The following is an 18,813-nucleotide window of genomic DNA, read 5'->3' on the forward strand; positions in this document are numbered from 1 at the left end:
ATCGCTTCACGCCCGTTCCGCCGTGGGGATCATCCGGAGTGGGGCACGCGTTCGGTGGGGATGTTGCCGAATCGACCCGCCTGGTAGTCCTCGTAGGCTTGGACGATCTCCTCGCGGGTGTTCATCACGAAGGGCCCGGATTGAACCACAGGTTCTCGGATCGGCCGGCCCCCGAGGAGCAGAACCTCCAGCTGGGGCTCCCTGGCGGATGGGCTTCGCCGGGCGGCCAGAGTCAGTGCGTCCCCGGTGCCGAACAGGGCGAGTTGGCCCTCGTTGATGGGTTGTGCCGCCGTACCAACGGTGCCGCTTCCGGAGAGCACGTAAGCCAGCGAGTTGAAGTCAGCCCGCCATGGCAGTTCGAGGCGGGCACCGGGGTTCACCGTTGCGTGCACGACGGTGATCGGCGTGTGGGTGGTCCCCGGCCCGGTGTACCCGGCGACGTCTCCGGCGATGACCCGTAGAAGCGCACCGCCGTCGGCCGAGGACACCAGCCGGGCTTGCCTGGCGCGGATGTCCTGGTAGCGCGGTGTGACGAACTTACTGACGCGCGGCAGGTTGACCCACAGCTGGACGCCGTGGAATATCCCACCGGAGACGACCAGCTGTTCCGGCGGCTTCTCGATGTGCAGGATCCCGCTGCCGGCGGTCATCCACTGGGTATCGCCATTGGTGATGGTTCCACCGCCGCCGTGAGAATCGTTGTGCTCGATCGTGCCGTCGATGATGTAGGTGACGGTCTCGAACCCCCGATGGGGATGCCACGGGGTGCCCTGGGGTTCACCTGGTGCCCAATCGATCTCGCCCATCTGGTCCATGTGTACGAACGGGTCCAGGTCGGTCAGCGACACCCCCGCGAATCCGCGTCGCACGGGGAACCCGTCGCCCTCGAATCCGACCGGTGCGGTGGTGACCGAACGTACCGGCCGTTGCGTCGCAGTGGTGCGATCGGGGACGGGGACGCGGGGCAGGGTGAGCGTGTCCGCGGTGACGGCTGGCATGGTGTGTGTCCTGTCGGTCGGCGTGTTCGTGGGGTTGTGAGGACGTAGGCGGCGGACGTGGTGTTTCCGTTAGCGGCTCCCCAGCCGGGCGATGACGAATTCGGCGGCCGCTTCTGCCATTCCGTTGACGGCGTACGCGCTGTGTGCCCCGCGATCGAGGCCGCCCCCTTGGCAGATCGGATCCCCCCGGGCGCAGAGGTCGATGGTCCTGTCGGTGAAGGCGGGGCCGATCTCGATGGGAGGCGCCTCGTGCCGCAGAAGTCTCACGACGTCCGGTGAGGGTTTACCGAACAGGACGACCGCGGTGATTCGCTCGGCGACGTCTGAAGTCAGTGGGTCGAGGGCGTATCCGGCGGGAGCGGTCTCGCTGGTGAAGTACCCGCTGACGGCCGCGCCCTGGGAGTAGCCGCCGACGACGATGTCCGTGGTGGGGCAGTCGGCCGTCAGATCGCGCAGGCGGTTGCCGACATCCTGGATGCCGTCGACGACACGATCGAATTGCAAGGACGCCGGGTAGTTCACGGCATGGACTCCCACGGTGCGCTCGGGTAGCCGTTGGTGCAGTGCGTCTATGACGGGCTCACCGACCTTGCCCACGCCCGGACCCTCGAAGGTGCCGCGAGCGAAGACGACCTCCACGTCGGCGCAGTCGACCATCGGGAAGGCCGTCTCCTCCCCGTTGGCCTGGCCGGGGGAGGCGCCGACGAACAGTGCGGCCACCACCGCGCCGACGGCCATCGCGTACAGCGGGCGGCGCGTCAGGTGGGATTTCGGTTGCACGGCAGCGGATGGCGAAGGTCGCGCTCTGGTCATGACGACTGCGTCCTGGGGTTTCGCGGCGGCGGCTTCGAGGTTGATCATGACGATCTACTAGCGCTCCTCGGTGAGCGTGAGCACCGGCTTCCCGCTGACGGATGCGAGGCGATTGTGAAGTGCGACAACGGCTCGCATCGGCCGCAGGTGGATTGACAGCGAGGCGACCTTGCCCGCGGCGTTGACGCCGATGAGTTCGATGCCGTCCATCTCCGTGGTGCCGATCATGATGTTCGTCACCACCGCGAAATGTCCATCGCCGACGATGATGTCGTTGACCGTGAAGGAATCGGCGACATCCAGGATCTGTGTGACCGCCATGGCGACCTGTTCGCGGCCGACGAGCGGCTCGACGTCGATGGGGCTTTCGAGAATCACGTACTCGGCGAGTTGAGCTGCTGCGCTTGCGGCATCGCGTGCCTGCACGGCCGCCAGGAACGCCGATAATCCCGCTGGAATCTCATCCACAGTCGTCGACTCTCCGTCCGGGTCTCGCAATGTGTCAGTGTGCTGCGACTCGAGCCGGCGGAACCGGCATCTTCCGTGCCATCAGGGTCACACCACAGGCGCCACCTTCGCGTCGGTGAGAGTCCCTTACGTAGCCGCGGGCACCGTCGTCGTCAGCGCACTCCCTGGAAGACGATCTCCAGAACGCCGTCGAGGTACTCGGGTTCGAGTGGCATCGCGTGGATCAGCCGGTACTCGACGACCCCGTACAGCAGGTCGCGCATGGTCTGCCAGTCGGCGTCGGCGCGCATCTCACCGCGCTGCTGTGCCCGGGCGGTGCGGGCGCGGAAGTCCTCGATATTGGGTGCGATGATCCGGTCGAAGAGAGCGCGCAGGAGGTCGGGGTCGGATTGGCCGGCGGCGATCAGACACCGATATGCCGGGCCGAAGCCGGTGGTCGTGATCAACTCCAGGATCGCCGCCAGCTGGGTCCGGATGTCGGCGACGAAGTCGCCGGTGTCGGGGAGCGCTACGACGGCGCTGAGGCTTTCGGTCGCGGCTTCGAGGATCACCGCACCCTTGGACGGCCACCAGCGGTAGATCGTCTGCTTGCCCACGCCCGCCTGCCTGGCGATCGCTTCAATCGAGATGTGGTCGTACCCGAGCTCACCGATCATCGAGATGGCCGCGTCGAGGATGGCGCGGCGAGATTGCTCGTTGCGGCTGGCAGGCACATGGCACACCGTAGACGAGCGGATGCCGAATCAATACGGTACGTTTCGTATTGACGCATTGCGTGTCGTTTCACTTCGTCTGGGTAGCCGGCGCGGCGCTCCGAACCGAGGCGTTGATCGCAGTGGTCAGAACGGATTCGCGCCACCTCGGGAAGGGAAGTGCGCCCGTGTCCATCGAACTGGTCGATCCAGACGAAGTCGTCCGGCTCCGGATTGAGGGGAGAGGCGCGGGGCTGCTCGGTCGACGCGCGGAATCTGCCGCGATCGGCCGCCTCCTGGCCGAGGCGTCGGCGGGGCGCAGCGGGGTGCTCGTCGTACGGGGGGAAGCCGGCATCGGAAAGTCTGCGCTGCTGCAGCACGCCCGCGACGCCGCACTCTCATCGGGGTTTCGAGTCGAGTCCTCGGTCGGGGTCGAAGCCGAGACCCAGTTCGCCTTCGCCGGCCTGCACCAGCTGTGCGCGCCGTTACTCGACGGCTTCGACACGTTGCCGGACCCGCAGCAGAACGCCCTCGGCGTCGCGTTGGGCCGCCGGGCCGGCGCCGCGCCGGATCGGTTCCTGGTCGGGCTGGCCGTCCTCAACCTCCTCGCGGAGTCGGGCCCGATGCTGTGCCTCATCGACGACGCGCAGTGGCTGGACCAGGCCTCCGCGCAGGTTCTCGCGTTCGTGGCGCGGCGGGTGGAGGCCGAACGGCTGCTGCTGATGTTCGCAATGCGAGACCCCCTTAACAGCGCAGGGGATCCGCTGGCCGGGTTACCCGAGTTGCGCCTCAGCGGGCTGGAGGATGGCGATGCTCGGACGCTGCTGACCACGACTGTGTGCGCACCGCTCGACGAACGGGTCCGCGACCGCATCGTCGCCGAGGCGCGCGGTAACCCGTTGGCGTTGCTGGAGCTTCCAACCAGCATGCAGTTGGCTGGTGGCTTCGGACTCCCCGACGCCACGAGCGTCCCGCGCCGAATCGAGGAGAACTTCGCGCGGCGCTCGAAGAGCCTTCCGGCCGAGACGCAGCAGCTGTTGTTGGTGGCGGCCTCCGAGCCGACCGGCGACGCGGCACTGCTGTGGCGCGCCGCCGATCACCTGGGTATCGACCGCGAGGCGGCCGCGCCCGCGGAAACCGCAGGGCTGCTCGAGATCGACACCCGAGTTCGGTTCCGTCATCCGCTGGTGCGCTCGGCGGTTTACCGTGCCGCCACCGCACCGGAGCACCGTCGGGCCCACTACGTCCTGGCTGCCGCCACCGACCCACAGGCCGAGCCGGACCGCCGCGCGTGGCATCGCGCGCAGTCGGTGCTGGGTACCGACGAAGAGGCCGCCGCGGAACTGGAGCGGTCGGCCGATCGTGCGTTGGCCCGCGGTGGGTTCTGTGCCGCGGCTGCGTTTCTCGAGCGCGCGACCGACTTGACGCCGGAGCCCGCTCATCGGGCGAGACGCGCACTGGATGCCGCCAGCGCCAAGCACTGTGCCGGTGCGCCCGAAGCCGCCCTGGCCCTGCTGGACAGTGTCGACGCCGGGCGGCTGGACGCGTTGCACCGCGCCCGCCTGGAACTGCTCCGCGCGCAGATCACCTTCCACCTCACCCAGGGCAGCGAGGTTCTGAGGATGCTGCTGGGCGCCGCTCGGATGTTGGCTCCCCTGGATCCCTCGCTCGCTCGGGAAACCTACCTGCAGGCGTTCGACGCGGCGACCATCACCGGGGATTCGGGTCGCGAACCCGGCCTGGCGGAGATCGCCGAAGCTGTCAGGGCCGCACCCCCGCCGCCCGAGCCGCCAGGACCGGCGGACCACTTGCTTGACGGGTTGGTCGCTGTGCACACAACCGGATTCGAATCCGGGGCGCCCATCCTCAAGCACGCCCTGGACGCGTTCCGTGAAGGCGTGTTCCCGGTCGAGACCGTCCGAGCGGGCGATGCGGGTAACTGGCTGTGGTTGGCTACGCGGACGGCGTCGGCGTTGTTCGACGACGAGCTGCTCATTGTGTTGGCTGATCGCTACGTGCGATCAGCACGCGACGCCGGTGCCCTCGCCGCGCTGCCCGGTGCGCTGGTCACTGCGACGTGTACACGGATCTACGCCGGTGATCTGTCGCGCGCCGCCGAGTTCGCGGACGAGGCTGCCGCGATAGCGAACGTGTCCGGCGCGATGCCTCTGAGCTACGCGAGAACGTTGTTGGATGCCTGGCGTGGAGATGATGCGGAGGCCACCGCTGGCTACGACGGCGGTGCCTGCGAGGCGACGGAACGCTCGCGGGGTGCCGACGCCACGATAGCCATGTTGGCGAGCGCGGTGCGTCACAACGGTAGCGGCAACTACCCTGTTGCGCAGAAGGCCGCTGCCTACGCCAGTGACGCGTACGAACCTGCGATCAAGTGGCAGGCGCTTTACGAGCTCGTCGAGGCGGCCAGCCGCGCCGGCGATACTGAATCGGCCTCTCGCGCAATGGAAGAACTCAGCCGGAGAGCGATGGTCTGCGATACCGAATGGGCGTTCGGTATTGCTGCGCGCTCACGAGCGCTGACCAGCACCGGTGTGGAAGCAGAAGGCCACTACCGCGAATCGATCACGCGGCTGCAGCACTGCCGAATGGACGCGTTCCTCGCTCGCACCCACCTCGTGTTCGGTGAGTGGCTACGCCGGGAAGGTCGCCGCACCGATGCACGTGAACAACTCCGCACCGCTCACGCGCTGCTAGCCGACATGGGCGCTGAGGCCTTCGCGGCTCGAGCCGCCCGCGAGCTACGCGCCACCGGCGAGCGTGCACGCAAGCGGACCTCCCGACCCAGCGACGCGCTCACCGCGCAAGAGCTGACGATCGCGAGACTCGTTGCGACCGGCGCCACCTCCCGTGAGGTCGGGCAACAGCTCTTCCTGAGCCCGCGCACGATCGAAGCGCACTTGAGAAACATCTTCCGAAAACTCGGCATCACCTCCCGCCGACAACTGAAGGAAATTCACCTGCCCTGACGGCAAGCCGATCGAGACGCCGTGACGGAGCCGGCCACGAAGGGTTTGCGTCTCGATCGACGCACACGTCAGGCGGCTGGAGTCACCGAGACCTTCCCAAACCGAGATCACGGTAGCGCGCATTCGGGTAGTTCCGGGTGCATCGGTAAGTTGACCGAGGGCGCGCATGCCCTGTCCGGATAAGTACGGACCTTCCATTTCAGTTCGAGGATCTTGAGCGAGATGACCTGTGTCAGCTTCGAATCACATTGTCCCCAGTGTGATTTAAGGACCGATGCAGACGATGGCGCGTGATGATTTCCCCTTGCGGCGGCTAGCGGAACCTGGCCAATCGTCGTTGCCACTGGGACTGCTCCGGCCGACGTCGTGAGGATGAGGGTGCGCTGCATGCAGGTCATCAGGTCGGAACGAGTAAGGGGCTGACGACCATGTGGTGTCCGGGGTCGGTGTCGTTGGTCGGCGCCGCGTGTCGGCGTTCTCGCTACCCCGCCGAGCGGACGGGGGATCCCCACCGGCCGCCCATGGGGCTCATGGTGACGAGGATCCTTCCTTGACGAAGGGCGTCCGCCCGCGCCGCTAGCCCGCCAGCCGCAGGGATCCGACCATCCTGTCGATCACGCCGGTGTCGGGGGCACCCCGATAACCCGTCGACACGACGAACATCACCGAGCCCGGTTGTCCTGCAACGGTGGTAGCGATCATGACGTGCAGGGCGTTCGGTGAGTTGCAGTTCTCGGGTGCGATGCCGGTGACGGTGGCGACGACCTCGACGGCGGGCGCTCCCGCGACCGTGAGATCGCGGGGAGGGCTCAGTGAGACGTCGGGGACGACGCCGCTCTCCGAGGTGTAGATGTCCTTGACGGTGGCGGTCTCGTACTCGACGGCCTGGTTGATGTCGGGGGTGCTCTTGGCGCCCGGAACTCCCGAGACCGCAAGCGAATTACCGTCCGGGCAGGAGGAGTTCGGCAGTTCGGCCGCTCCGCTCATGGTTCGAATGGGACAAACCCCGAACGGGCTCTCGGGCGACTCCGGGCACTCCTTTTCCCAGCCGACGAGGGTGGTGCACGTCAGCACCTCCCATTCGGGCGGTACGTCGTAGATCAACCCTCTCGGGCTGACGACCTGTTTCCACCCCGCAGGGGTCTGCGGACCGGGGGTGCCGACGCGGCCGTCGCAGTCCGCCGGTGCCGGTGCCGGAGTGGACGTCCTGGTCGACGTGGTCCGGCTAGGGGTGGTCGAGCGCGGGGTGGCCTTCGTCATGGACGTCGTGGTGGTCGGCGCCGCCTGTTGCTCGTCGTCGCTCCCGACGAGTGTCCACACGATCACACCGACGGCGACCACCACGACCAGCATCGCGGCGACCGAGGTGAGAATCCACGGCAGGTTGCCGCGAGGCGGCTTGCCGTACGGCGGAGGCGTTCCCGGTGGCGGGGGGTAACCGTAGCCGCCGTGAGGGGGAAAGCCCTGGCCGGAGTTCCACGACGGTGGATAGGTCACAAATCCGCCTCTCGAGTCGAGCGTTGCCGTCGACCATCTTGCCTGGTGCGCGGACCCCGTCGACGCACCAGTTTTCGCGGGGACCGGCGATCGTCTGCGTTATTGGGGACGACCGCGAAACACCTCGGTGACGGCGGCGACGCGCGGATCGTCCTGCAGCTGTTCGAGACCGACCGGCAGTGGGAGCCGCCAGTTCGGGTACTCGTCGACGGTGCCGGGCAGGTTCGGCTGACGTGTTCCGCCCAGGACGTCGTAGGGGGAGATCAGCTTCAACCGGCTTGGTGCGGCGGCCAGCAGTCGGTGCATCGCGTGGATGATCGCGGCGTCGTCCGGTTGCACACCGTCGTCGGGCAGGAAACCCTCCGAGCGCAGCAGGCTCAGCCATTCGGCGCGTTCGTCCTGCGCGCGGGCCCGCTCCGCGGCGACGTCGTCGAGCAGGCCCAAGTCGGCACGCGCCCGCACGTGTTCGCCGCGGAGGAATCCCGCCGCCGTCGGGAGGTCGTGTGTCGACAGGCTGGCGGCGGCTCGGGTCGGCCACCGGGCCGCAGGTAGCAGGGGCTCGCCGGGAGCCGATACGTCGCGAGTGAACCACCCCACCGCGCACCCCAGCATCTCGCTGTCGGCGAGAGCTTCGGTCACCTCGGGTTCGACGGTGCCGAGATCCTCACCGACCACGACCGCGCCGGCGCGATGCGCCTCGACCGCGAGCACCGCCAGCATCGTCTCGGCGTCGTAGTGGACGTACGTTCCGCGGTCGGGGGTGTCACCCGGCGGGATCCACCACAACCGCCACAGACCCGCCACGTGGTCGATGCGCAGGCCGTCGGCGTGGGCGAGGACCGCGCGCAGCATGTCCCGCAGCGCGGCGTAACCCGTCGCGGCGAGGCGGTCCGGGCGCCACGGTGGCAGACCCCAGTCCTGCCCGCGGGGAGTGAAGTTGTCCGGCGGTGCACCGACCTTGACACCGGAGGCGAGGACGTCGGCCAGCGCCCACGCGTCGGCACCGTCCGCATCGACGCCGACGGCGAGGTCGTGCAGCACGCCGAGCGACATGCCGGCGGTGTGCGCTGCGGCGCGAACGGCCGTGAGCTGCTCCGCGCACTGCTGCTGCACCCAGGCGTGGAACGCCATCCGCGGGGCCAGTTCCCGCTGCGCGGACGCGACGGCCGAACCGGTGACGTCGCGAAGCGGTTCGGGCCACCGCGACCACCGGCCGCCGTGCCGCTCGGCGAGCGCGCAGTAGGTCGCCCAGTTCCGAAGCGCGTCCGGCGTACTCGGATCGGCGAGCGGGTCGGGCCGACCATCCGCACGCCAGAGCAGTTCCAGCGCATCGCGTTTGGCGGCCCACACCAGATCGTGGTCGATGCGGTCGGTGGTCGCCGACACGCGCAGTGCGTCGACCTCGGCGCGGGTGTCGGTGTCGGCTCGGCCGTACGCCTCGACGTCCTCGATGCGCAGCGCCAGGGGGTTCGCGAAGCGCCGGCTGGACGGCGTGTACGGCGAGGGCTGCACGGGATGGGTGGGCCCCGGAGCGTGTAGGGGATTGAGCAGCACCGCTCCGGCACCGTGCTCGCGAGCGGTCCAGGTCACGAACCGCTGCAGATCGCCGAGGTCGCCGATGCCCCACGAGCGCGCCGACCTCAGCGCGTAGAGCTGCAGCATCCATCCCCACGTCGGCGCCGCGACCGGAAGTCGGGGTGGGGCCGCGATCACCGTGGCCTGCTGACCGTCCGCGGTGCGCAGTCGATACCAGCCGGGGGTGAGGTCGCCGGGCAGTTCGTCGCGCAGATCGGTGCGTTCACCGTTCTCCGCCACCAGGGCGACGGCGCCCGGAACCGGCCGCGGGAGTCCACCCACCCGGATCGCGATCGTCGGCGCGAGTACCCCCGCGCGCTGCCGCTCGGCCAGCTTCGCCAACTCGGCGCCACGGGCCGATTCGGTGGCGGCATCGACGTCCAGGAGGCCGAGGACGTTGATCACGACGTCGGCGGCGACGTCCACCGGCTCGCGTCGTTCGTTCCGGTAGGAGGTGGCCACCCCGTGGGCGGCGGCCAGCCGGCGCAGATCGTCTGGGATCGGTGGGGGGAGCGTCATCGGATTGCGACTCCGGCGGGGTGCGACACGTCGGCGTCATACCCACCTCGACGACATTCATGTCGCTGCAGGCGCGCGACGTCGACCGGTGCAGCGACGAGCCGCGCCGGATCGCGTCGGGCTGCTATCGCCGATGCTTCGCCCGCAGGGCGGTGTTGTCGTCCTCGAGGTCGAGGATGCGCGAGATTCCCGCGATGTTGACGCCATCGGCGACGAGGGCGGTGATTCGGGCGATGCGGTTGAGGTCGTCGGCGCTGTATCGCCGTGTACCTCCCGTGGTGCGGGCCGGGCTGAGCAGTCCGTGCCGTTCCCACAGCCGAATGGATTGGATGGCCGCCCCGGACAGTTCGGATGCGACGGAGATGGCGTAGACGGCCTGGCTCCGTGTCGGATTCGTCCCGTCGTCGCCATCGCTCATCTGCGGTGTGTCCTCCGGATCGGAAATTTCTCGGGATGTGCTTGCGGTGATGCTATCCGAGAGTTATAAAAACTATGTCATCAGACATAGATGATCTGTACCACAGGGAAAAGAAATGGAGCGAAGGGGTTCGACACCACGTGAGAAACGCTTGATCGGCCGGGAAAGCTGACGGAGGGAAGGACGGTGATGAGGCACTACACGGTGGCGGCGCCGGCGCCGCAAACACCCGAGGAGGCGACACGACAGCAGTGCGGGCTGCTGCCGGATGACGACCCCTCGGTGACCGTGCTGTTCGCCGAAGTCGACGCCATCCTGTGTGCGGCGGCTGCTGCCTGCTCGCCCCGTCGGCCACCGGCGCCACCAGCGGCCGGGTGCGTCCTGCGCGGACCCCGGCCGGCTGGTCGGACCTCGATGAGGACGCGGCGACGGTGGACCTCGCCCGTCGGCGACGTCCTCGCCGTCCAGCGCAGCCCCCCGAAGGACGAGTGACTGTCGAGAAATCGACGATCGGTGTCCTCTGCGGCCACGGCTGGGATCGTCCGGCCGTGGCCGCAGCGTATTCGCGTGGCGGAGAACAACGGGCGTCGCACGTGTCGCGAACGCGCTCGCCGCGGGTTACGCTCACGGAAGTCCCACGACTCTCGGCCGGTTGAGCACCACGCCAGCGAGAAGCAGCCTCATACCCACCTGAGCCGATTCGACGTCGACAATGAACTCTTCAGCTTCCCGTTCTGCAGTAGCGGTATTGGGGTGCGTTCGTGGCGCGGCGGTGTCGATGGCAGCGCACCCGGCCGGCAGGCGGTGAGGTGGGACGACATGGCTCTTCAACGCGAAGACGACCTCGCCTGGCGACTCGTCGAGGAACACCGAGACCTTCTGACGGCCGAGGAGTGCACGGCGGTCTTCGTCGACCTCGGGATCGGTGAGTATCTCGCGGCCATCAGACGAGTCCTGAAATCCGTTGGTGCACAGGGTAAGACTCTGTCCGCGGCATCGGCGTCCGCGGTTCGCGCGTGGATCGACTGTTATGACGCCGACGCCGAGTTCGTCGAGTTGCTCGAAGGGGCGCGGCGGTGACGGGTGCAATCCGCACGCCGCCGGGTGGCCGGCGACGCGAGCTTCGGCGAGCGCGCGCGTTCAGGGTTGGGTAGGTTCTTCCCCGCGGGGCCGCGGTGGACATACCTGCGGCCCCGCGCCTTCAGTGTCAATCAGCAAGGGCTGCAGGTGGTCCGGACATCATGATCACCACGTGCCGCTCCAGCGGGCGCGTAGGGGCCGGCCATCGGGGTCGTAGATCATCCGGTACACGGGGGATGCCCACAGCCGCGTGGCCCAGCCGAGTCTCTCCGCCCGGTGCTCTCGTATCCGTCCGGGCGGACGTGGCCCGCGTCGGCCGGTGGCGTGCCAATGGTCCAATTGGTCCGCGGTCCGGCGGAATTGGCGAACGGCGTCGCCGGGGTCGACGAGCCCGTCGTCCGTGTCGCGGTCGAGGTGCTCGCGCATGAGGCGCAGCCGGAGCTGACGTGCAAACGCCCTGGCGCCATCGCCGTCGCCCGCGGGGTCGCGCGGTTCCCGTGGGTCGGGAGTGGCGTCGAGCACGGCGCAGGACAGTTCGCTGTCGTGAGTCCAGGACCTCCTGTTGAAGTTGTCGCTGCCGACACTGGCCCAGACGTCGTCTATCACGCACACCTTGGCGTGCACGTACACCGGTGTGCCGCGGTGGTTCTCGACGTCGAAGATGTGCACGCGGTCCGGGCTCGTCGCACGGCACGCATCGATCGCCTTGCGGCGGCCGACGAGATTCGGCGGCAGTGCGAGCTTGCCGTCGACGTCCGGGAACCGGGGGACCACCGCGATCAGATGCAGGTCCGGATTGTCGGCCAGCGCGCGGGCGAACAGATCGGCCACCTCCGCAGACCATAGATACTGGTCCTCCAAGTAGATCAGTCGGCGCGCCCGTCTCACCGCCTTCGTGTAACCGCGGGCGATGCTGTACTCGCCGTCGGGTGCGAAGTCGTACTCGAAATGCGCGTTGGGGTAGGTGCGCAGCACCTGAACAGTGCAGGAGCCGCATTCCGGCGGGTCCGGCTGTTGCTCCGGCAGGGGGTCGGGGGTGAGGTCCGCGTGCCGCAGTTTGTCCCGAAGCCAGGCGATGGGACTCAACGTGTCGAGCGGCGCGGGGTCGTTCCAGCGTTCACGGAACGCGGCGTCGAGCGCGCCGACCACGGGGCTCTGCAGGAGTAGTTGCGCATCGTGCCACGGCGGGTGCTCGCCGTAGCGCTTCGCCATCTGCACTGCCTGTCCGTCCCCGAGATGGGATTCGTCGTCGCGGCGCGAATGACACAGGTCGATTCCGCCTGCGAACGCCACGTCCCGCTGCGGCGCTCCTCGGTGCCGGAGCACGACGAACTTCTGGTGGTGCGAACCGCCGAACCGCACGCGCTGATCGAGCAGCACCTGTCCACCGGCAGCCTCGATCGCCTCTCCCAGGTGCCGGTTCTCCTCCTCGCTGTACTGCATGCTGTCGAGGTGCGAGCGCCACATCAGCCCTCGCACCACGACGCCGCGTTCGGCAGCACGAGAGAACAGTTCGGCGATCGTCGGTCCGCCGTCGCGTACCAACTCATCTGGATCGCCCCGCCAGTCGGTGAAGAACAGGTGATCGCCCGCGTCGAGCGACTCCACCTCGGTGCAGAGACGGTCGAAGTACGTCGCGCCGTGAATGAGTGGCTCCGCCCGGCTGCCTTCAGACCAGGCGGGCAGCCGGGAGCGCGGATTTCCGCGCTCGGCGGCCGTGAGGAACCACTGCGACAGGTCTGACACGCGAGATGGATGCCCGCTCCACTGCAGATTGACGCAACTCCAGGCGGGATGAATGAGGTGGAAGGGGCTCGTGCGCGAACGCCGATTCAACAACACAAGGACGGGAACCCTTAGGTCGATTCACACCTCGTCGGGACAAGCCCGGCGGATGACAACGAGGACGTGCCGATGACGATGCCCAGTGACGCTGCCGACGCGGTCGAGACCCACGGCTCCAACGAGGGTCCACGCGACCACGAGAACGTCGATACAGAGCACGCCGCCTACGTGGACGAGGACAACGTGCCTCACCCCGGCGACGCGAACGAGGTTGACTGATCACCTACTCGCCATCGTCAACGCCCGCACCACGCTGTGCATCCCGAGGTCGACCTTGAAACCGTTCTGGCTCAACGGTCGCGCCCCTGCCATGGCGAGTCGCGCTGCCCGTCGGAACGCCGCCTCGCCTGCCTGCTGGCCGAGCAGGCTGTCTTCGGCTTCGGCGACGCGCCGGGGCATCGCGGCGACGCCACCCATACCGATCGCCGCGGCCCGGATCGCGCCCTCGACGATGTGCAGGCCCGCCGCCACCGACACCAGGGCGAATGCGTAACTGTGCCGGTCGCGGACCTTGAGATACCAGGAGTGCTCGGCGTACGGCGACGGCGGCAGTTCGATACCGACGATCAGCTCGTGGGGATGCAGGGTGTTGTCGCGCTCGGGCTCGTCACCGGGCAACCGGAAGAACTCGGCGATGGGAACCGTGCGCGCGCCATCGGGTCCCTGCACGAGGACGCTCGCGTTGAGGATCGCCAACGCTACGGCCATGTCCGACGGGTGGATCGCGACACAGGTGTCGCTGGCGCCGAAGAGGGCGTGCTCGCGGTTGAAGCCGTCCGTCGCTGCACACCCCGAACCGGGAACCCGTTTGTTGCACCGTGCGAAGGCGGTGTCCATGAAGTACGGGCAGCGGGTGCGCTGCAGCAGGTTCCCGCCGGCGGTGGCCATGTTCCGCAGCTGAGTGGTGGCGCCGGACAGGATCGCCTGCGACAGCACCGGATACCCAGTGCGTATCAGCGGATGGTTGGCGATCGCGCTGTTGCTGACACCCGATTCGATGAGCACCCCGCCGGCGTCGGTCGCGACGATGTTCGTCAGGCCCAGCCGGCGGAGGTCGACGAGTGCCGGTGGTGCCTCGACGCCGCCCTTCATCAGATCCAGCAGATTGGTTCCGCCCGCGTAGTACTTACCGCCGGACGAGACCACGCTGCTGATGGCCTCCTCGACGGTGGCGGCGTGCGCGAATTCGAAGGTCTTCACGCCGTGCCCCCGTCCACTAGGGAGGCGATGGCCTCGACGATGTTGGCGTAGGCGCCGCATCGACAGATGTTGCCGGCCATGCGTTCTCGAATCTCGTCGTCGGACAGCGTCGCGGGTCCATTGCACACGGTCTCGCGTCCGCAACCGAACGACACCGTCGACAGGTCACCGCGGGCGTGTTCCCGCAGCATCGCGTGCGCTGAGGAGATCTGCCCGGATGTGCAGTAGCCGCACTGGAATCCGTCGTGCTCGACGAACGCCGCCTGCAGGGGGTCGAGGTCGGCCTCGGTGCCGATACCCTCGATGGTCAGTACCTCACAGCCGTCGATCGAGGCCGCCAACGTCAGGCAGCTGACGACGCGCTCGCCGTCGACCGAGACGGTGCACGCGCCGCACAGCCCGTGGTCGCAGCCCTTCTTGGTGCCGGTCAGGTGCAGTCGCTCGCGCAGGAGATCCAGCAGCGTCGACCGGATATCGGCGGTCACCGTGCGGGCCTCCCCGTTGACGTGCAGGGTGACGACGTGCTCGCTCATCGGGAGCCCTCCTCGTCGAACGGTGCCATCAGGTTCTCCAGGGTGATCGGCAAGTCCCGCAGTCGTTTACCGGTGGCGTGGAAGATCGCATTGCTGATCGCGGCGGGTACCCCGCAGGTCCCGATCTCGCCGATGCCGCGCACGCCCATGGGGTCCAGCGCGTAGTCGGGCACGTCGACGAAGCCGATGTCGAACTCGGGGCGGTCGGCGTGGGTGGGCAGGTAGTACTCGCCGATCAGCTGGGCGGTGTGCCGGTCGTAGGGCACCTGCTCGAGAAGAGCCATTCCCACGCCGAACGTGATGCCGCCCATCACCTGGTTGCGGGCCAGCTTGGGGTTCAGCACTCGGCCGCAGTCCATGACGGCCACCCACCGCACCACGCTGGCGCGTCCGATGGCCTCGTCCACCTCGACCTCGCAGAAGTGGGCGCCGAAGGACTGGGACACCGGACCGTCGGCGGCAGCGCCGGAGCTGGTGACCGTGAAGGTGAGACCCTCGAGAGGCAACGACCGCAGGCAGTCGGCGACCGACTCCGCGGGCCCGTCGACAGCGCAAACGCGGCCAGCCGATACCGTCAGGGCCGCGGGATTCATTCCGAAGAAGGGCGATTCGGACTGCTCCACCAGGAGGTCCAGGAACCGTGACCGCCATTCGAGAGCCGCCTGATAGACCGCGGAGCCGACGGTCGCCGTTGTCTGCGAGGCGCCGCTGTACGGTGCGTCGGGGAACAGCGAGTCACCGGAGTCGAAGGTGACCTGCTCCAGGAGCAGACCCGCCGACTCGGCGGCCACCTGGGTCATCACGGTGCGCACGCCGTTGCCGACTTCGTGAGTGGCGGAGGCGAATCCGACCGTTCCGGTGGCATCGGTTCTGACCCGGCAGCCCGCGGGCATCCGCCGGCCGGGATACGTTGCCGTGGCCATGCCCCACCCGATCCGGACGTCGCCGCGGGTCAGCGAGCGCGGCGCCATCGGTCGTTCGCGCCAGCCGAACCGCTCCGCGCCCTGCTGATAGCACTCCCGTAGGTGCTTGCCCGACCAGGCTCGGCCGCTGGCCTGGTCGACGTCCGGGTCGTTGCGCAGTCGCAGCTCCAGCGGATCGACGTCTGCCGCATAGGCGAGCTCGTCCATCGCGACCTCCAACGCGAACAGGCCGGGTGCCTCACCGGGACCGCGCATGAAACACGGTGTGGGCGTGTTGATCCGGGCGACCGTATGCGATGTCACCAACCGCGGCGACTCGTACAGGAACCGGGCCGAGAGGCCGACGGGTTCACAGAAGTGTGCCACCGTGGACGTCTCGGTCAACGTGTGCTGTTCGGTGCTGACGATCCGTGCGTCCTCGTCGGCCACCAGGCTCAGGTGCTGCTCGGTGCGCGGCCGGTGGCCAGTGGAGGAGAACATCTGATTCCTGGTCAACACCAATTTGACCGGGCGTTGCACCTCGCGGGCCGCAACGGCGCAGAGCGCGACGTGCATCCAGAGGAAGCTCTTGGAGCCGAAGGCCCCGCCCACCAGCGGCGCCAGGATGCGCACGTTCTCCTCGGCCAGCCCCAGATAGGCTGCAAGTGCGGTGCGCTCGCCGGTGATCCACCGGGTGCTGTCGTGCACGGTGAGGACGTCGCCGTCCCAGTGCGTCAGCGTCGACGACAGTTCGATCGGATAGTGCGCATTCTCCGGTGTGGTGTACCTCGCGGAAACTCTTGTTGCACCTAGTGGTTCGTCTTTCGCGCCGCGGCGGTCCTGCAGCTTCTCCTCATCGAGTTTGACGAAGTGATCCGGCCGATAACTGCCGTGGCAAATCTGGCCGCCCTTCTCGTCGGGTGGCACCGGTTGCTCCAGCACCTCGCTCGCGGACAGCTGAGCCGGCAGCGTCTCGTAGGCCAGCTCGAAGAGCGACGCCGCGAACACGGCGTGCTCCAGGGTGTCCGCAACCACCACGGCCATGTGCTGACCCACGTGCTGGACCGTCAGGTCCGACAGCGGGGGCCGGCGTTCCAGCGGCAGGTCGTAGGTCAGGTCGTGCGGCGGGGCGTGCAGTGGCGGGCAGTTCAGCGGGGTCAGCACGGTGAGCACACCCGGTGCGGACGACGCGCGCGCCGCGCTCAGCTCGAGTGATTCGCGGGTGACGACGCCGTGCGGAATCTCCGACTGCACGATGGTCGCGTGGGTCACGCCGGCGATCACGGTGTCGGCCGCGTATTGCGCTGCACCGGTGACCTTCTGGCGGCCCTCCACCCGATTCACCGAGCGACCCGCATCGTCGGTCGCCGTCGTCATGGTAGGTCCGCCTTCCGGCTCTCGGAGAGAAACTGTGGCCCGGCGACACCGAGCGAGGAGCGGGCCGCGAGCCCGATCCCGTGTCGCGCCACCGCGGTGAGGTGGGCGAGGCGACGCGCTTCCCACTGTTTCAGTATTCGTGGTGGATCGCCATAGGAGTCCGCGCCGTCGAGTGCGCGCGCCAGGTCGGCGGCGTCGCCGAACGCCTTCGAGGTCCCCGATGCCGTGTGCGGCCGTACCGTGCCCGCGGCGTCGCCGATCAGCACCGCGTGGTCACCCGTCATCGCCGCCGGCGCTACGTCGAACACCGGCTGCATGAACACCGTTGAGTGCTCGACCAACTCGGCGAACCGGGATGGCAGCTTCTCGCGGCCCAGCGCCTGCAGCCGACCGATCGCGTCTGCGGTCAGCTCTCCCGGCGGGACGAAGTGGTCGAACCGCCTCCCGGACGTGCCCGTGAGTAACCACGGCAGGCTGGACTCCGGGGTGTTGACGTACCAGACCCAGTTGATCCGCCGCGATCCCGGCTCGAGTTCGCCATCGGCGCCGGGCACCAGATAGCACAGCAACTGCAGTCCGGGCACCGCGAACATGGTGAAGCGCTCGGCCAGCAGTTCGACGAGGTGCGACGGCAGCCCGGCCTCCGGTTCGAGCCCGCGGAAGGCGACGTAGCCCGAATAGGCCGCTGCGCCGGGCATCATCAGCAGGGAGCGCACCGTCGACCCGATCCCGTCGGCGCCCACGACGACGTTGCCGACCGCATCGGACCCGCTGCTGAACGTGACCGTCACGTCGTCGCCGTGAACCCGCATCGACGCCAACTCGCTGTCCAGGCGGTAACACCCCTCGGGAAGCGGCTTCCGCAGCGCGGCGTACAGGGTGTCCCAGGCGGTCATCCACTGGGGCGCGTCGTAGCGGCTGAGACTGCCGTCCCGGGGCAGTTGTTGACGCTCGCGAAGCAGCACGCTGACCGACGGCACCGATCGACCGAGCCGGCTCAGCAGCGATTCCACCTCGGGTTGCATGACGATCCCGGCACCGCGCGGCTGCGTGCGATCCACGGATCGCTCGAAGACGGTCACCTCCAGGCCGATGGAGATGAGCTCGTGGGCGGCGGCCAACCCGCCGACCGAACCGCCGATCACTAGCGCAGTGCCGGGAGGGGAGCTCACGCCGCCGCCTTCTCCAACGTCTCGAATCGAGCCAGCACCTGCGCCTGCAGCAGAGCGACGTCCGGGTCGGACGCCCTTCGGGGACGGGGCAGGTCGACGTCGATGGTCTCGTGGATGCGACCGCCGGGCGCTAGGACGACGATCCGGTCGGACAGCTGGACCGCCTCGGTCACGTCGTGGGTCACGAACATCACCGTGCGCCGCGACTCGAGCCAGATCCGCTCGAGGTGCTCCCGCAGGTTGCGCGAGGTCATCGCATCGAGATGGCTGAACGGTTCATCCATCAGCAGCACGTCCGGTTCGACGGCGAAGGCGCGGGCGATGCCGATGCGCTGCTGCTGGCCGCCCGAGAGCTGCGAGGGGAAGCGGTCGGCCACGTGCGCCAGGCCGACCAGATCCAGATAGTGCAGCGCCCGCTTCTCCCAGCCGCTGCGTTCCCGCTGCACGAAACCGAGGTTCTGCATGACGGTGCGCCAGGGCAGCAGCCGCGGGTCCTGGAAGACGTAACCCACCTTCGCCTTTCGATCTCCTTCGGTCAGTGCGACCGAACCGCCCGAGTGCGATTCGATACCCGCGACGATGTTGAGCAGGGTGCTCTTACCGCTGCCGGACGGCCCGACGATGGAGACGAACTGGTCGCCGGCGATGGTGAGGTCGATCCCGTCGAGCACACGGGTCCGGGTGCCGCGATGATCGTGATAGGTCTTGACGAGCCCGTCGATGACGATGGAGGCCATGGT

At 68.2% G+C, this 18,813-nt stretch carries 17 protein-coding genes; 4 read left to right on the top strand and 13 right to left on the bottom strand.

Features of this window, described 5'->3' with window-relative positions:
- Positions 1 to 29: 29 nt before the first annotated feature.
- From NM203_RS15510 to NM203_RS15525, 4 genes are all read right to left on the bottom strand, one after another.
- The gene (locus NM203_RS15510) at positions 30 to 998 is read right to left on the bottom strand and encodes a pirin family protein (RefSeq protein ID WP_255060911.1); all 969 of its coding nucleotides are present in this window, start codon (positions 996 to 998) and stop codon (positions 30 to 32) included.
- A 69-nt stretch (positions 999 to 1,067) separates the two neighbouring features.
- Positions 1,068 to 1,859, bottom strand: coding sequence for a cutinase family protein (locus NM203_RS15515; RefSeq protein WP_255060912.1), 792 nt, complete (start codon positions 1,857 to 1,859; stop codon positions 1,068 to 1,070).
- A gap of 9 nt (positions 1,860 to 1,868) precedes the next feature.
- Entirely contained in the window at positions 1,869 to 2,279 is a 411-nt protein-coding gene (locus NM203_RS15520) for a nuclear transport factor 2 family protein (protein WP_255060913.1), read from the bottom strand.
- Positions 2,280 to 2,431: 152 nt separating this feature from the next.
- Positions 2,432 to 2,992, bottom strand: coding sequence for a TetR/AcrR family transcriptional regulator (locus tag NM203_RS15525; protein ID WP_255060914.1), 561 nt, complete (start codon positions 2,990 to 2,992; stop codon positions 2,432 to 2,434).
- A gap of 167 nt (positions 2,993 to 3,159) precedes the next feature.
- Between NM203_RS15525 and NM203_RS15530 the strand changes: the two genes are divergently transcribed.
- Entirely contained in the window at positions 3,160 to 5,955 is a 2,796-nt protein-coding gene (locus NM203_RS15530; RefSeq protein ID WP_255060915.1) for an ATP-binding protein, read from the top strand.
- Positions 5,956 to 6,531: 576 nt separating this feature from the next.
- Here the strand turns inward: NM203_RS15530 and NM203_RS15535 are convergent.
- From NM203_RS15535 to NM203_RS15545, 3 genes are all read right to left on the bottom strand, one after another.
- A complete protein-coding gene (locus NM203_RS15535; protein ID WP_255060916.1) occupies positions 6,532 to 7,452 on the bottom strand; it encodes a DUF8017 domain-containing protein in 921 nt (306 codons plus the stop codon).
- 99 nt (positions 7,453 to 7,551) lie between these two features.
- Positions 7,552 to 9,546 carry a 4-alpha-glucanotransferase gene (locus NM203_RS15540; RefSeq protein WP_255060917.1) on the bottom strand — a complete coding sequence of 665 codons (1,995 nt, stop codon included), beginning with the start codon at positions 9,544 to 9,546 and terminating at the stop codon, positions 7,552 to 7,554.
- Between the two features lie 124 nt (positions 9,547 to 9,670).
- Positions 9,671 to 9,964, bottom strand: coding sequence for a MerR family transcriptional regulator (locus NM203_RS15545; protein ID WP_255060918.1), 294 nt, complete (start codon positions 9,962 to 9,964; stop codon positions 9,671 to 9,673).
- A gap of 186 nt (positions 9,965 to 10,150) precedes the next feature.
- On the opposite strand from NM203_RS15545, the gene NM203_RS15550 reads away from it, so the two are divergent.
- Together NM203_RS15550 and NM203_RS15555 are read left to right on the top strand one after the other, a co-directional pair.
- Positions 10,151 to 10,456, top strand: coding sequence for a hypothetical protein (locus NM203_RS15550; RefSeq protein ID WP_255060919.1), 306 nt, complete (start codon positions 10,151 to 10,153; stop codon positions 10,454 to 10,456).
- A gap of 327 nt (positions 10,457 to 10,783) precedes the next feature.
- Positions 10,784 to 11,044 carry a hypothetical protein gene (locus NM203_RS15555; protein WP_255060920.1) on the top strand — a complete coding sequence of 87 codons (261 nt, stop codon included), beginning with the start codon at positions 10,784 to 10,786 and terminating at the stop codon, positions 11,042 to 11,044.
- A 165-nt stretch (positions 11,045 to 11,209) separates the two neighbouring features.
- On the opposite strand, the gene NM203_RS15560 is transcribed toward NM203_RS15555, so the two are convergent.
- On the bottom strand, positions 11,210 to 12,790 hold the full coding sequence (locus NM203_RS15560; RefSeq protein ID WP_255060921.1) for a phospholipase D family protein: 1,581 nt from the start codon (positions 12,788 to 12,790) through the stop codon (positions 11,210 to 11,212).
- Positions 12,791 to 12,958: 168 nt separating this feature from the next.
- Here NM203_RS15560 and NM203_RS15565 point away from each other — a divergent pair, with 168 nt between their 5' ends.
- Positions 12,959 to 13,108, top strand: a complete 150-nt coding sequence (locus NM203_RS15565) for a hypothetical protein (protein WP_255060922.1) — start codon at positions 12,959 to 12,961, stop codon at positions 13,106 to 13,108.
- On the opposite strand, the gene NM203_RS15570 is transcribed toward NM203_RS15565, so the two are convergent.
- The 5 genes from NM203_RS15570 to NM203_RS15590 are packed head-to-tail and all read right to left on the bottom strand — an operon-like array spanning position 13,109 to position 18,810.
- Complete coding sequence (locus NM203_RS15570; protein WP_255060923.1) at positions 13,109 to 14,089, bottom strand: FAD binding domain-containing protein; 981 nt, start codon at positions 14,087 to 14,089, stop codon at positions 13,109 to 13,111. It abuts the gene before it with no gap.
- Positions 14,086 to 14,622, bottom strand: a complete 537-nt coding sequence (locus tag NM203_RS15575) for a (2Fe-2S)-binding protein (RefSeq protein ID WP_255060924.1) — start codon at positions 14,620 to 14,622, stop codon at positions 14,086 to 14,088. Before NM203_RS15575 ends, NM203_RS15570 begins: the two co-directional genes overlap by 4 nt.
- Complete coding sequence (locus NM203_RS15580) at positions 14,619 to 16,901, bottom strand: xanthine dehydrogenase family protein molybdopterin-binding subunit (RefSeq protein WP_255060925.1); 2,283 nt, start codon at positions 16,899 to 16,901, stop codon at positions 14,619 to 14,621. The genes NM203_RS15575 and NM203_RS15580 overlap by 4 nt, the downstream gene beginning before the upstream one ends.
- Complete coding sequence (locus tag NM203_RS15585; RefSeq protein WP_255060926.1) at positions 16,898 to 18,073, bottom strand: FAD binding domain-containing protein; 1,176 nt, start codon at positions 18,071 to 18,073, stop codon at positions 16,898 to 16,900. Before NM203_RS15585 ends, NM203_RS15580 begins: the two co-directional genes overlap by 4 nt.
- Complete coding sequence (locus NM203_RS15590; RefSeq protein WP_255060927.1) at positions 18,070 to 18,810, bottom strand: ABC transporter ATP-binding protein; 741 nt, start codon at positions 18,808 to 18,810, stop codon at positions 18,070 to 18,072. Before NM203_RS15590 ends, NM203_RS15585 begins: the two co-directional genes overlap by 4 nt.
- Between the last annotated feature and the right edge of the window lie 3 nt (positions 18,811 to 18,813).

It is taken from the genome of Mycolicibacterium arenosum (assembly GCF_024320865.1).
GTDB classification, from domain to species: Bacteria; Actinomycetota; Actinomycetes; order Mycobacteriales; family Mycobacteriaceae; genus Mycobacterium; species Mycobacterium arenosum.

What these genes read in the sequence shown, in the direction of transcription:
- NM203_RS15510 (WP_255060911.1), bottom strand. Translation starts at nt 998, where the DNA reads ATGCCAGCCGTCACCGCGGACACGCTCACCCTGCCCCGCGTCCCCGTC.
- NM203_RS15515 (WP_255060912.1), bottom strand. Translation starts at nt 1,859, where the DNA reads ATGATCAACCTCGAAGCCGCCGCCGCGAAACCCCAGGACGCAGTCGTC.
- NM203_RS15540 (WP_255060917.1), bottom strand. Translation starts at nt 9,546, where the DNA reads ATGACGCTCCCCCCACCGATCCCAGACGATCTGCGCCGGCTGGCCGCC.
- NM203_RS15545 (WP_255060918.1), bottom strand. Translation starts at nt 9,964, where the DNA reads ATGAGCGATGGCGACGACGGGACGAATCCGACACGGAGCCAGGCCGTC.
- NM203_RS15555 (WP_255060920.1), top strand. Translation starts at nt 10,784, where the DNA reads ATGGCTCTTCAACGCGAAGACGACCTCGCCTGGCGACTCGTCGAGGAA.
- NM203_RS15565 (WP_255060922.1), top strand. Translation starts at nt 12,959, where the DNA reads ATGACGATGCCCAGTGACGCTGCCGACGCGGTCGAGACCCACGGCTCC.
- NM203_RS15575 (WP_255060924.1), bottom strand. Translation starts at nt 14,622, where the DNA reads ATGAGCGAGCACGTCGTCACCCTGCACGTCAACGGGGAGGCCCGCACG.
- NM203_RS15580 (WP_255060925.1), bottom strand. Translation starts at nt 16,901, where the DNA reads ATGACGACGGCGACCGACGATGCGGGTCGCTCGGTGAATCGGGTGGAG.
- NM203_RS15590 (WP_255060927.1), bottom strand. Translation starts at nt 18,810, where the DNA reads ATGGCCTCCATCGTCATCGACGGGCTCGTCAAGACCTATCACGATCAT.